This window comes from Gordonia alkanivorans NBRC 16433 (genome assembly GCF_000225505.1).
Classification (GTDB): Bacteria; Actinomycetota; Actinomycetes; order Mycobacteriales; family Mycobacteriaceae; genus Gordonia; species Gordonia alkanivorans.
In genome coordinates this window covers 70,559-82,183 of record NZ_BACI01000077.1, presented here as the reverse complement: position 1 = coordinate 82,183, position 11,625 = coordinate 70,559, and the positions used below count along the sequence as shown (strand labels likewise).

Sequence of the window (11,625 nt, the reverse complement as noted above, 5' to 3'; positions counted from 1 at the left end):
GGCGGACCCGGCGGTGGCGGCGGCGCTCCCGGCGCACCCGCCGGTGGTGGCTTCCGCGGTCGTCCCGGTGGCGGCGGCGGTCGTGGCCGCGGCGGTGCAGCCGGTGCGTTCGGTCGTCCCGGTGGCGCTCCCCGCAAGGGTCGCAAGTCGAAGCGGGCAAAACGCGCCGAGTACGAGAGCATGCAAGCTCCGTCCGTCGGTGGCGTCCGTCTGCCGCGCGGCAACGGCGAGACAATCCGTCTCGCCCGTGGTGCCTCGCTGTCCGACTTCGCCGACAAGATCGACGCCAACCCGGCATCGCTGGTCCAGGCGCTGTTCAACCTCGGCGAGATGGTGACGGCGACCGAGTCGGTCAACGACGAGACGCTCGAGCTGCTCGGCTCGGAGATGAACTACCGTGTCCAGGTCGTCAGCCCGGAGGACGAGGACCGCGAGCTGCTCGACAGCTTCGACCTCACCTACGGCGAGGACGAGGGCGGCGAGGACGACCTCGCACAGCGTCCGCCGGTGGTCACCGTCATGGGCCACGTCGATCACGGTAAGACCCGATTGCTCGACACGATCCGTAAGGCCAACGTCCGCGAGGGCGAGGCCGGCGGCATCACGCAGCACATCGGTGCCTACCAGGTGAACACCCACCTCAACGGTGAGGATCGCCTGATCACCTTCATCGACACCCCGGGTCACGAGGCGTTCACCGCCATGCGTGCCCGCGGTGCGAAGGCCACCGACATCGCGATCCTCGTGGTCGCGGCCGACGACGGTGTCATGCCGCAGACGGTGGAGGCGGTCAACCACGCCCAGGCGGCAGATGTGCCGATCGTGGTCGCGGTGAACAAGATCGACAAGGAAGGCGCCGATCCGCAGAAGATCCGCGGACAGCTGACCGAATACGGTCTGGTGCCCGAGGAGTACGGCGGCGACGCCATGTTCGTCGACATCTCGGCCAAGCAGGGCGAGAACATCGACGCACTGCTCGAAGCCGTGCTGCTCACCGCGGACGCATCGCTCGACCTGCGTGCCAACCCGGACATGGACGCCCAGGGTGTCGCCATCGAGGCGCACCTCGACCGCGGCCGTGGCCCGGTGGCGACCGTGCTGGTACAGCGCGGCACGCTCCGCGTCGGCGACTCGATCGTCGCCGGTGACGCCTACGGTCGTGTCCGTCGCATGGTCGACGAGCACGGCGAGGACGTCCCCGAGGCGCTGCCGTCGCGACCGGTCCAGGTCATCGGTTTCACCTCGGTCCCCGGCGCAGGCGACAACCTGCTCGTGGTCGAGGAGGACCGCATCGCCCGGCAGATCGCCGACCGCCGCAATGCGCGCAAGCGCAACGCGCTGGCCGCGCGCAGCCGCAAGCGGATCAGCCTGGAAGACCTGGATTCGGCTCTCAAGGAGACCAGCCAGCTCAACCTCATCCTCAAGGGTGACAACTCGGGCACGGTCGAAGCCCTCGAAGAGGCCCTGCTGGGCATCGAGATGGGCGACGAGGTGTCGCTGCGCATCATCGACCGCGGTGTCGGTGGCGTCACCGAGACCAACGTCAACCTGGCGGCGGCCTCGGATGCGATCATCATCGGCTTCAACGTCCGTGCGGAGGGCAAGGCCACCGAGCTGGCCAACCGCGAGGGCGTCGACATCCGGTACTACTCGGTGATCTACCAGGCCATCGACGAGATCGAGAGCGCGCTCAAGGGCATGCTCAAGCCGATCTACGAAGAGGTGGAGCTCGGCCGCGCCGAGATCCGCGCCATCTTCAAGTCGTCGAAGATCGGCAACATCGCCGGTTGCCTCGTCCAGTCGGGCATCATGCGCCGCAACGCCAAGGCGCGCCTGCTGCGTGACAACGTCGTGGTCGCCGAGAACCTCACCGTGTCGTCGCTCAAGCGCGAGAAGGACGATGCCACCGAGGTTCGCGAAGGCTACGAATGTGGTCTCACGCTGACCTACTCGGACATCAAGGTGGACGACGTGATCGAGACCTACGAGCTGCGGGAGAAGCCGCGCGACTGATGCGCGTCAGCTTCTGAGCTCTCTCGACCCACGTCCGTGCGCGTCGGCCCGACACCGGGCCGGCGCGCACGGCACCGCTCACGGAAGGACTCCCGATGGCTGATCCAGCACGGGCACAACGTCTGGCCAAGCGGATCTCGACGATCGTCGCGTCGGCGATCGCCACCGAGATCAAGGACCCGCGCCTGGCCTACGTGACGGTCACCGACACCCGCGTGACCAACGATCTGCACGACGCGACCGTCTACTACACGGTGATGGGCGAATCCATCGACGCCGACCCCGACTACGAGGCGGCGGCCGCGGGACTGGCCAAGGCGACCGGCGTGCTCCGGTCCAAGGTCGGCGCCGGCACCGGCGTCCGCTTCACCCCGACCCTGCGCTTCATGCTCGACACGGTCCCAGACGCGGCCCGTCAGATGGAGGAGCTCGTCGCGCGCGCCCGCGCCAACGACGAGCTCGTCGCGCGGCGGGCGGCCGAGGCATCACCGGCCGGTGACGCCGATCCCTACCGCTCGGCAGACGACGCCGGCGACGACGAGTGAACGCTTCGGCGAGTGCGGCGATCGCCGCAGAGCTGGCGTCCGCGTCGGCGGTGACCATCTGCTGTCACATCCGACCGGATGCGGACACCATCGGCAGCGGTCTCGCACTGGGACTGGCCCTCGACCGGCGCGGCGTCGACGTCGAGGTGTCCTATCCCGGTTCCGAGCAGCTGCCGGCCTCCCTCGGCGGGTTGCCCGGCAGCAAACTCCTGTGTTCCCCGAACCAGGTGGTCGGGCACCCACTGGTGGTGTCGGTCGACGCCGCGAACCTCGAGCGCCTCGACTCGCTGGGCGAGGTCTTCACTGCGGCCGACACGTCGATCACCATCGACCATCATGCGTCGAATCCCGGTTTCGGTGACCTCGACCTGATCGATCCCGCTGCCGACTGCACGTCGGTCCTGGTGCTCGACGTACTCGACGAGCTCGGGGTCGAACTCGACGCCGACATCGCCACCTGCATCTACGCCGGGCTGACCACCGACACCGGTTCCTTCCGCTGGGCCCGGCCGCAGTCCTTCCGGATCGCGGCGCGCCTGCTGGAGACCGGCGTCGACGCACGCCGGTGGAGCCGCATCCTCTTCGACTCCCACCCGTTCGAGTGGTTCGCCATGATGTCCGGCGTCCTCGCCTCGGCGAAGCTGGTCCCGTCGGCGTGCAACGGCGAGGGACTCGTCTACGCGATCGTCGACCAGAAGGCCCTCGCCGGCATGAGCTGGGAGGAGTCCGAGAGCGTCGTCGACACCATCCGGACCGCCCGCGACGCCGAGGTGGCGGCGGTGTTCAAGGAGAGCGAACCGCAGGTGTGGACGGTGTCGCTGCGGTCCAAGGAGGTCGTCGACCTCGTCCCGATCGCCCGCGCCCATGGAGGCGGCGGGCATCGTCAGGCCTCCGGCTACAGCGACACCGGCACCGCCGACGAGGTGGTCGCGAGGTTGCTGGAGTCGCTCTGAGCGACACCCGCGACGAGGCCGCGACATCTGACGAGACAGGTGTCGCCCGTATCGCGACGCTGACCGTCTCGGCGCTCGCGGTCCTCATCGCTCCACCCCTCTACCTGCTCCTCGACCTCGCGGTCGTCGGCCGCCTCGGTGGCGAGCAGCTCGCCGCGCTCGGTGTCGGCACGCTGGTGCTCTCGATCGTCAGCACCCAGCTCACCTTCCTGTCGTACGGCACGACGGCCCGCTCGGCGCGCAGGTTCGGTGCGGGTGACCGTGCCGGCGCGGTGCGCGAGGGCGTGCAGGCCAGCTGGATCGCGGTCGCCGTCGGCGTGGTGATCGTGGCGGTCTCCTATCCGCTCGCGCCGATGGTCATGCGGCTCCTCGTCGGGGCGTCGTCGCCGGAGTCGGCCGCGGTGGCCGCCGATGCCGCGCACTGGATGCGCATCGCGATGTTCGGGGTGCCGCTGATCCTGCTGTCGATGGCCGGCAACGGCTGGATGCGCGGTGTGCAGGAGACGCGCCGGCCCGTGGTCTACGTGGTGATCGGGCTGTCCCTCGCGGCCGTTCTCGTGGTCGGCCTCGTGCACGGCATCGGGCCGTTTCCGCGGCTCGGCCTCCCGGGCAGCGCCGTCGCGAACGTGATCGGCCAAGGCGTCACGGGCGTGCTGTTCGCGGTGCGGGTGATCCGCGAGGCGGGCTCGTCACCGGAATCGAAGGGGTTCCGCCCCGACCGGACGATCATCGTCGCGCAGCTGGCGATGGCACGCGATCTCATCGTGCGCAGCCTGTCGTTCCAGATCTGCTTCGTCTCGGCCGCCGCGGTGGCCGCCCGATTCGGCGTCGCGCAGGTCGCGGCGCATCAGCTCGTACTGCAGCTCTGGGAGTTCATGGCGCTGTTCCTCGACTCGGTGGCGATCGCCGCGCAGGCGCTCGTCGGCGCCGCGCTCGGGGGCGGCCGCCTCAAGGTCGCCGACACCGTGGCGCGCCGCGTGACCGGGGTGTCGGTGGTCGCCGCGACCGCGATGGCCGCGGTCTTCGCGGCCGGCGCGACGCTCATCCCGCGCGTCTTCACCTCCGACGACGCCGTGCTCGACGCCATCGGTGTGCCGTGGTGGTTCTTCGTCGGCATGCTGCCGATCGCCGGCGTGGTCTTCGCCCTCGACGGCGTGCTGCTCGGCAGCGGCGATGCCGCCTTCCTCCGCACTGCGACCCTGACCGGCGCGCTCGTCGGGTTCCTGCCGCTGATCTGGCTGTCGCTGATCTTCGACTGGGGACTGGCCGGGGTGTGGTCGGGCCTGGTGGTCTTCATGGTCGTCCGCCTCGCGACCGTCGTGTGGCGCATCCGCTCCGGCCGCTGGCGGCAGACGGGAGCCGTACCCGCCTGACCCTCAGCGCTCGTCCCGGTTGTCGCCGGGGGTTCCGTCGCCGCGGGGCCGTCGGATCTGCGTCGTCCGGAAGCTCGGGTCGTCGGGTCGCCGTTGCGGCTGGGCGAGCGGGGGCGGCGGTGGCCGGTACCGCTCGGTCTCCCGCAGATCCGTCTGGCCGGCCTGCGTCCGGTAGAGCTGGGTGGTCCGGAAGCTCTCCACGTTCGGCGTGGTCGACGGCGTGCTCGTCGCGGGCGATCGGCGGGTGGCGAGGCCGATCGCGTCGCACGCCCACAGGACGAGGACGGCCGCGACGCCGAACATGGTCTCGAACGCGATCACGCCGATCCAGTAATGCAGGGGCAGGGCGACCTCGGTGGCCGTGAGGTCGACGCCGAAATCCGGTTGGTGATAGTAGGTGGCCCAGGTCCCCAGGGCGACCAGCCCGGCGGACGGGAGCAGACCCACCCAGGTCATGGCCGTCTGTCGCCGGGCGATCGACCACACGAGGATCAGGCCGGTGAGCAGCATCGCGGTCGCGGCCATCGAGGCGAGCCGGAACACCTCCGACGACCAGTCCTGGGTGACCGAGAGATCGAGGTAGAACGGGAGCAGCGCGAGTCGCTCCAACCCGACGAACAGCAACCCGAGCAGTACTGCAACGGTGACCCGCCATCCCGACCGCGCCCACGCCGCGGTGATCACCACGAAGATCACCAGGACGCCCGCGCTCAGGCCGTACTGCGTCCACCGCTCGGTGGTGTCGCCGACGGCGAATGCCGTCACCTGCGCGACGAGGTAGGCGAGCAGGATCAGGGAGCTCACGACGACCTGGACCCACCAGGGTCCGCGACTGCCCGGGAGGCGTGATCCGCTCGGGGCGACGGGTGCGCCGTACACCGCTCGATCGTCCCACGCCGACCCGCCCCGGGCACGGTGGAATCACGACCTCTGGCACGATGGATCCTCGTGGCAACTTTGTGGGCGATCAGCGATCTGCACGTCGCCCATCGGGGCAACGAGCACATCATCGACGAGATCCGGCCGACGTCGTCGGCGGACTGGCTCATCGTGGCCGGTGACGTCGCCGAACGCACCGACGACATCGTCGACACCCTGCGCCGCCTCCGGACCCGTTTCCACACGGTTATCTGGGTCCCGGGCAACCACGAGTTGTACACCACGGCCAAGGACCCGCTGCAGGTGTTCGGTGTGGCACGCTACGACTATCTCGTGCAGGCGTGCCGCGACATCGGCGTGGTGACCCCCGAGGACATCTACCCGCTGTTCGACCCGGGCGACGGCAGCGATCCGGTCCGCGTCGTCCCGATGTTCCTGCTGTACGACTACACCTTCCGGCCGGAGGGCACCGCCAATAAACTCACCGCGCTGGCGCTCGCGCGCGAGCGCAACGTGGTGGCCACGGATGAGTTCCTGCTCTCGCCCGAGCCGTTCCCGACCCGCGACGCCTGGGGTCGTGCGCGGATCGAGATCACGCGTCGCCGGCTGCAGGCCCTCGACCCGTCGGAGAAGACGGTCCTGATCAACCACTGGCCGTTGCGCCGCGAACCGTGTGATGCGCTCATCTACCCGGAGTTCGCGCTGTGGTGCGGCAGTGAGCTGACCGCGCACTGGCACACCGAGTTCAATGCGTCGTGTTGCGTGTACGGGCACCTGCACATCCCGCGCACCACCTGGTACGACGGCATCCGGTTCGAGGAGGTGTCGGTCGGCTATCCCCGCGAGTGGAAGCGGCGCGGCCTGCCGAACCCGTTGATGCGCAACATCGTGCCGGGTGACGGCCTCGGCGAGTCCGACCTCCCCGAGCACGGGGTGCGGTTCGACCTGCCGCCCGACTACGCCGAGCGTGCCGCGGAATTCCGGGCACGGGTGGAGCAGAGGCAGGCAGAGCGCCGGACGCGACAGGCGGAACGGCAAGAACGAAAGGGCGAGCAGTGATCGAACAACTCCTCCCATCCGGGGTCGCCTCGGCGGAGGCGTTCGACGATCCGCCCGGACTGATCGCGATGCCCGCCGAGCAGGCGCTCATCGGCAAGGCCGTGGAGAAGCGTCGCCGCGAGTTCACCACCGTCCGGCACTGTGCCCGGCAGGCGCTGGGTCAGCTGGGTTACGACCCGGTGCCGATCCTCAAGGGCGACAAGGGCGCCCCCATCTGGCCCGCGGGCATCGTCGGCAGCCTGACCCACTGCGACGGATACCGCGCCGCGATCGTCGCCCACGCGATGGGGGTTCGATCCCTCGGCATGGACGCCGAACCGCACGACGCGCTGCCCGACGGCGTCCTCGAGCACACCAGCCTGCCCGCCGAGCGAGAGGTCCTCGCGACCCGGCCGGCCGGACTGCACTGGGACCGCCTGCTGTTCTGCGCCAAGGAGGCCACCTACAAGGCCTGGTTCCCGATCACCAAGCGGTGGCTGGGATTCGAGGACGCCCTCATCACCTTCGAACAGACCGTGGATACGTCCGGGACGTTCGTCTCGCGCATCCTGATCGACCCGGCCGCCTCCGACGGCGGTGCTCCGGTGATCGAGTTCCACGGCCGCTGGCTCGTCGAACGGGGCATCATCACCACGACGATCGCGATGGTCTGACATGGCCGACGCAACCATCGAGAAGGCCGGCCTGCTCATCGTCGACAAGCAGGCCGGGATCACCAGCCACGACGTCGTGTCGCGGTGCCGCAAGATCTTCGACACCCGCCGGGTCGGCCACGCCGGCACCCTGGACCCGATGGCCACCGGCGTTCTCGTCGTCGGGATCGAGAGGGCGACAAAGCTTCTCGGCCTGCTATCGTTGACCACCAAGTCCTACACGGCGACCATCCGGCTGGGCGCCTCGACCACCACCGACGACCGCGAGGGGGAGATCCTCACCACCGCGGACGCCTCCGGTGTGACCGACGACGAGATCGCCTCGGGCGTCGCCGATCTCACCGGCGACATCCAGCAGGTCCCGGCGAAGGTGTCGGCGATCAAGGTCGACGGCCGGCGAGCGCACGCCCTGGTCCGCACCGGCGCCGACTTCGACCTCGAAGCCCGCCCGGTCACCGTGTCACGATTCGACGTGCTCGCCATACGGCGCGACGGCGACACCGACAACGGCACCCCGGGCGTGGTGGATCTCGATGTCGCGGTGGACTGTTCGTCGGGTACCTACATCCGGTCCCTGGCCCGTGACCTCGGCGCCGCACTGGGGGTCGGGGGACACCTCACCGCACTCCGACGCACCGCGGTCGGGCCCTTCACCCTTGAACACGCCCGCACGCTCGACGAGGTCCGCGAGGACGGCCGCGTCAGCCTCGACATCGACGAGGCCGTGAAGCTGTCCTTCCCGCGCCGCGACATCAGCGACGACGAGGCCGAATCCATCAGCCAGGGACGGTGGCTCGAGCCGATCGGCATGAAGGGCGTCTACGTGGTCGTCGACCCGCACGAGCAGGCCATCGCGCTGATCCAGGAGAAGGGCAAGCGGGCGAGTTCGGTGATGGTGGTACGACCCGCGACCCTGCGTTAGCGCGGGACGACGAAGATCGCGCGGGCGGCGATGTCGCCCAGGTCGATCGGCGCCGCGTCGTCGAGGGACACCGAGATGGTGCCGGCGAACGGCCGCTTCTCGGCGACGGTCACCACGCGGTCGAGGGCCACGCCCACCTCGTCGAAGTAGCGCAGCATCTCCGGATCGGTGTCGGAGATGCGTGCGATGCATCCCGACGCCCCGACCTCGAGGTCGGCGAGCAGGGCCGCGGCGGGAGTGGGGATCGAACCGTCGAGTGCGGGGATCGGGTCGCCGTGCGGATCCCGGTCGGGGAAGCCGAGTTTGGCGTCGAGCCGGGCCATCAGGCGGTCGGACACCGCGTGCTCGAGGATCTCGGCCTCGTCGTGCACCTCGTCCCAGCGGTAGCCGAGTTCACGGACGAGGAAGGTCTCGATGAGACGGTGGCGCCGCACCATGAGGATCGCGGCCTCGCGGCCGTGATCGGTGAGTGTCACCGCGCCGTAGGGCTCGTGGGAGACCAGACCCTGGTCGGCGAGCTTGCGGATGGCCTCCGACGCGGTGGACGGGGACACTCCGAGGGACTGGGCCAGCAGCTTGGTGGTGACCTTGACGTCCTCCCACTCCTGGCTGGTCCAGATGACCTTCAGATAGTCCTGGGTGACCTGTGACAGCTCGGTCACCGGACGGTCTGATCGCCATGGCATGGATCGAGCTTAGCGTCCCCTTGTCGCCTCGCCGACACCTCGTCGTCGGCATCGTGTCCGCTCGTAGGCGTGTGGCGGTGGTGGTTTGGAACTGGTGCTCCCCGTAGGCTGGTCGCGTGTTGCGATGGCGAGGTCTTGATGACATCCCCGCGGACTGGGGACGGTGCGTGGTCACCATCGGTGTCTTCGACGGTGTGCACCGTGGGCATGCCGAACTGATCCATGCCGCCACGAAGGCGGCGAAGGAACACGGGGTGCCCTCCGTGCTGATGACCTTCGACCCGCATCCGTCGGAGGTCGTGCGGCCGGGATCCCATCCGCCGCAACTGACCACGCTGACGCGACGGGCAGAACTGGCCGAGGAGCTCGGGATCGACGTCTTCTGCGTCATGCCGTTCACCCCGGAGCTCGCGGCCCGCTCGCCCAAGGACTTCGCCCACGACATCCTCGTGGAGACACTGCATGCCGCCGACGTGGTGGTGGGGGACAACTTCACCTTCGGACGCAAGGCCGCCGGCGATGTCGCGAAACTGACCGAGCTCGGCGCCAAGTTCGGCTTCGAGGTGCAGGCCATCTCGCTGTTCGGCGAACACGCGGTGACCTACTCGTCGACCTACATCCGGTCCTGCGTCGCCGCCGGCGACATGGACCGCGCCGCCGAGGCCCTGGGCCGCCCGCATCGGGTGGAGGGCGTCGTCGTCCGCGGTGACGGTCGCGGACGCGATCTCGGCTATCCGACCGCCAACGTCGCGCCGCCGATGTACGCCGCGATCCCGGCCGACGGCGTGTACGCGGCCTGGTTCACGATCCTCGGCGTCGGCCCGGCCGTCGGTGAGGTCGTCCCGGGGGAGCGCTATCAGGCCGCGGTGTCGGTGGGCACCAACCCGACCTTCTCCGGACGCACCCGCACGGTCGAGGCCTTCGTCCTCGACAAGAACGCCGACCTCTACGGCCAGCACGTCGCCGTCGATTTCGTCCACCGCATCCGCGGCATGGTCCAGTTCGACGGGATCGACGCCCTCATCGACGAGATGGGGAACGACGTCGCCAAGACCAGGGAGATCCTGGCGGCGGCCGAGACATCGTGAGCGCTCTCGGCAAGAGTCCCGCTCAGACGTCGGCGATCGCCGCGGCCCTCGCGTCGGTCGTGCTCGGCCTGGTGGTCGTGGCCGCGACGTTCATGCAATGGGTGGACCTCGCCGCGGTGGGACTCGCACCGCTCAACCCGAACGGTTTCGGCGTCCACGACGGGCGCTACGCGCAGACGCTCGGAACCCAGCTGACGCTCGGGTGGTTCACCGTCCCCCTCGGTCTGCTGATCATCGTCGGTGGTCTCGCCGCCCTCTACGGCCTCGTGCGGCGGGTGGGTGCACCCCACCCGGGTTTCGCCACGGTCGCCGGGGCAGGTGTCGGCGTCGTCGTCATGGCCGGGGCGGTACCCGTGCGGCCCCTCGGGCTGACGCTGCCGCTGGGGCAGATCGGGGCGACATCGGCGGCCGCCGACGTCGGTGAACCGACCGTCGGCTTGTTCCTGATGCTCGCCGCGGCCCTGACCTCCGTTGTTCTCGGACTGATCGGCGTCTCGCTGACCGGGCGAGGCGCCGAGCGTCAACCGGCCCGACGCCTGCTCGCCATCGCGATCGTCGTCGGTGCGGTCATCGGCGTGGTCGCCGTCGCCCTGGTGTGGTGGTGGCTCGGCCGTGACGCGGCCATCAGCATCCATGGACTCGGGCCGGTCCCGCACGGATTTGGGGCGGGCCCACTCCGGCAGGTAGCCTGATCAGTCGGTGTTGCTGCAGTCCGCAGTGGCGCACCGGATGTATCTGAGACGCGGCACTGAGAAACAGGAGTATCTCCATGGCTTTGACTGTCGAGCAGAAGAAGGAAATCCTCAGCGAGTACGGTCTGCACGAGACCGACACCGGTTCGCCCGAGGCCCAGGTCGCTCTGCTGACCAAGCGCATCGTCGACCTCACCGAGCACCTCAAGCAGCACAAGCACGACCACCACAGCCGCCGCGGTCTGCTGCTGCTCGTCGGCCGTCGTCGTCGCCTGCTGAAGTACGTCGCCAAGGTCGACATCAACCGCTACCGTTCGCTCATCGAGCGCCTCGGCCTGCGTCGCTGATCGCGGACCGCGACAACAGACTCACCACCGGCCATCTCCCGAACGGGAGGTGGCCGGTTTGTCATATTGAGGTATTGACACGGCGCGGTGATAGGCTGACAACGGATCGTTGCCGTGAACTGATGGCAGTGCGTGACGACGAGCCAGATCGGTCCTCGGTAGTGGCCGCCGGAACAATGGTTCCGGCCGCTTCGATCGAAGGCCGTCTGAGCACTCAACCGGGCGCGAAACGTCGCGCCATTCACCCGCTGCCGTGTTTTCTCGGCGCGTTCTGGGTCGGTCCGATCCGCGCGTGCGACGAGCTCCACAGCACGACTGCACCGGCATTCGGTGCACGCTGCGCACCTCGCGATGACCACCCTCAACCGCACAAGCGGCCATCTCTGCGTGGCCGCGCATCACGACGGCCGCTAAC

General features: G+C 69.2%; 12 protein-coding genes. 10 read left to right on the top strand and 2 right to left on the bottom strand.

Annotation, left to right across the window (positions count from 1 at the left end; genetic code table 11):
• The 4 genes from infB to GOALK_RS14450 all read left to right on the top strand — a co-directional run.
• On the top strand, nt 1–2,013 hold a 2,013-nt coding region (gene infB / locus GOALK_RS14465), incomplete at its 5' end, for a translation initiation factor IF-2 (RefSeq protein WP_006359571.1).
• Between the two features lie 95 nt (nt 2,014–2,108).
• Nucleotides 2,109–2,558, top strand: a complete 450-nt coding sequence (rbfA, locus tag GOALK_RS14460) for a 30S ribosome-binding factor RbfA (RefSeq protein WP_006359570.1) — start codon at nt 2,109–2,111, stop codon at nt 2,556–2,558.
• Nucleotides 2,555–3,511, top strand: coding sequence for a DHH family phosphoesterase (locus GOALK_RS14455; RefSeq protein ID WP_006359569.1), 957 nt, complete (start codon nt 2,555–2,557; stop codon nt 3,509–3,511). Before rbfA ends, GOALK_RS14455 begins: the two co-directional genes overlap by 4 nt.
• Nucleotides 3,508–4,884, top strand: a complete 1,377-nt coding sequence (locus GOALK_RS14450) for an MATE family efflux transporter (RefSeq protein ID WP_075863345.1) — start codon at nt 3,508–3,510, stop codon at nt 4,882–4,884. Before GOALK_RS14455 ends, GOALK_RS14450 begins: the two co-directional genes overlap by 4 nt.
• Before the next feature lie 3 nt (nt 4,885–4,887).
• Here GOALK_RS14450 and GOALK_RS14445 read toward each other — a convergent pair whose 3' ends face one another.
• Nucleotides 4,888–5,763, bottom strand: a complete 876-nt coding sequence (locus GOALK_RS14445; RefSeq protein WP_035754118.1) for a hypothetical protein — start codon at nt 5,761–5,763, stop codon at nt 4,888–4,890.
• Nucleotides 5,764–5,832: 69 nt separating this feature from the next.
• On the opposite strand from GOALK_RS14445, the gene GOALK_RS14440 reads away from it, so the two are divergent.
• The 3 genes from GOALK_RS14440 to truB are packed head-to-tail and all read left to right on the top strand — an operon-like array spanning nt 5,833 to nt 8,397.
• Nucleotides 5,833–6,822 carry a metallophosphoesterase family protein gene (locus GOALK_RS14440; protein ID WP_035754169.1) on the top strand — a complete coding sequence of 330 codons (990 nt, stop codon included), beginning with the start codon at nt 5,833–5,835 and terminating at the stop codon, nt 6,820–6,822.
• Complete coding sequence (locus GOALK_RS14435) at nt 6,819–7,475, top strand: 4'-phosphopantetheinyl transferase family protein (RefSeq protein ID WP_006359565.1); 657 nt, start codon at nt 6,819–6,821, stop codon at nt 7,473–7,475. The genes GOALK_RS14440 and GOALK_RS14435 overlap by 4 nt, the downstream gene beginning before the upstream one ends.
• A gap of 1 nt (nt 7,476) precedes the next feature.
• Nucleotides 7,477–8,397 carry a tRNA pseudouridine(55) synthase TruB gene (gene truB / locus GOALK_RS14430; RefSeq protein WP_006359564.1) on the top strand — a complete coding sequence of 307 codons (921 nt, stop codon included), beginning with the start codon at nt 7,477–7,479 and terminating at the stop codon, nt 8,395–8,397.
• Here the strand turns inward: truB and GOALK_RS14425 are convergent.
• Nucleotides 8,394–9,083 (bottom strand): metal-dependent transcriptional regulator, encoded by a 690-nt coding sequence (locus GOALK_RS14425; protein ID WP_164905319.1) that lies wholly within the window; start codon nt 9,081–9,083, stop codon nt 8,394–8,396. The two genes, truB and GOALK_RS14425, sit on opposite strands and share 4 nt — an antisense overlap.
• A gap of 116 nt (nt 9,084–9,199) precedes the next feature.
• Here GOALK_RS14425 and GOALK_RS14420 point away from each other — a divergent pair, with 116 nt between their 5' ends.
• The 3 genes from GOALK_RS14420 to rpsO all read left to right on the top strand — a co-directional run bounded on the left by GOALK_RS14420 (nt 9,200) and on the right by rpsO (nt 11,210).
• The gene (locus tag GOALK_RS14420) at nt 9,200–10,171 is read left to right on the top strand and encodes a bifunctional riboflavin kinase/FAD synthetase (RefSeq protein WP_075863320.1); all 972 of its coding nucleotides are present in this window, start codon (nt 9,200–9,202) and stop codon (nt 10,169–10,171) included.
• The gene (locus tag GOALK_RS14415; protein ID WP_006359561.1) at nt 10,168–10,863 is read left to right on the top strand and encodes a hypothetical protein; all 696 of its coding nucleotides are present in this window, start codon (nt 10,168–10,170) and stop codon (nt 10,861–10,863) included. The genes GOALK_RS14420 and GOALK_RS14415 overlap by 4 nt, the downstream gene beginning before the upstream one ends.
• A 77-nt stretch (nt 10,864–10,940) precedes the next feature.
• Nucleotides 10,941–11,210: a 30S ribosomal protein S15 gene (gene rpsO, locus GOALK_RS14410; protein WP_005199046.1), complete on the top strand. Its 270-nt coding sequence runs from the start codon at nt 10,941–10,943 to the stop codon at nt 11,208–11,210.
• Nucleotides 11,211–11,625 lie beyond the last annotated feature (415 nt).

Bases quoted from the DNA above. Each gene is read 5' to 3' on its own strand.
- truB (WP_006359564.1), top strand. From the start codon at position 7,477: ATGGCCGACGCAACCATCGAGAAGGCCGGCCTGCTCATCGTCGACAAG.
- GOALK_RS14425 (WP_164905319.1), bottom strand. From the start codon at position 9,083: ATGCCATGGCGATCAGACCGTCCGGTGACCGAGCTGTCACAGGTCACC.
- rpsO (WP_005199046.1), top strand. From the start codon at position 10,941: ATGGCTTTGACTGTCGAGCAGAAGAAGGAAATCCTCAGCGAGTACGGT.
- rbfA (WP_006359570.1), top strand. From the start codon at position 2,109: ATGGCTGATCCAGCACGGGCACAACGTCTGGCCAAGCGGATCTCGACG.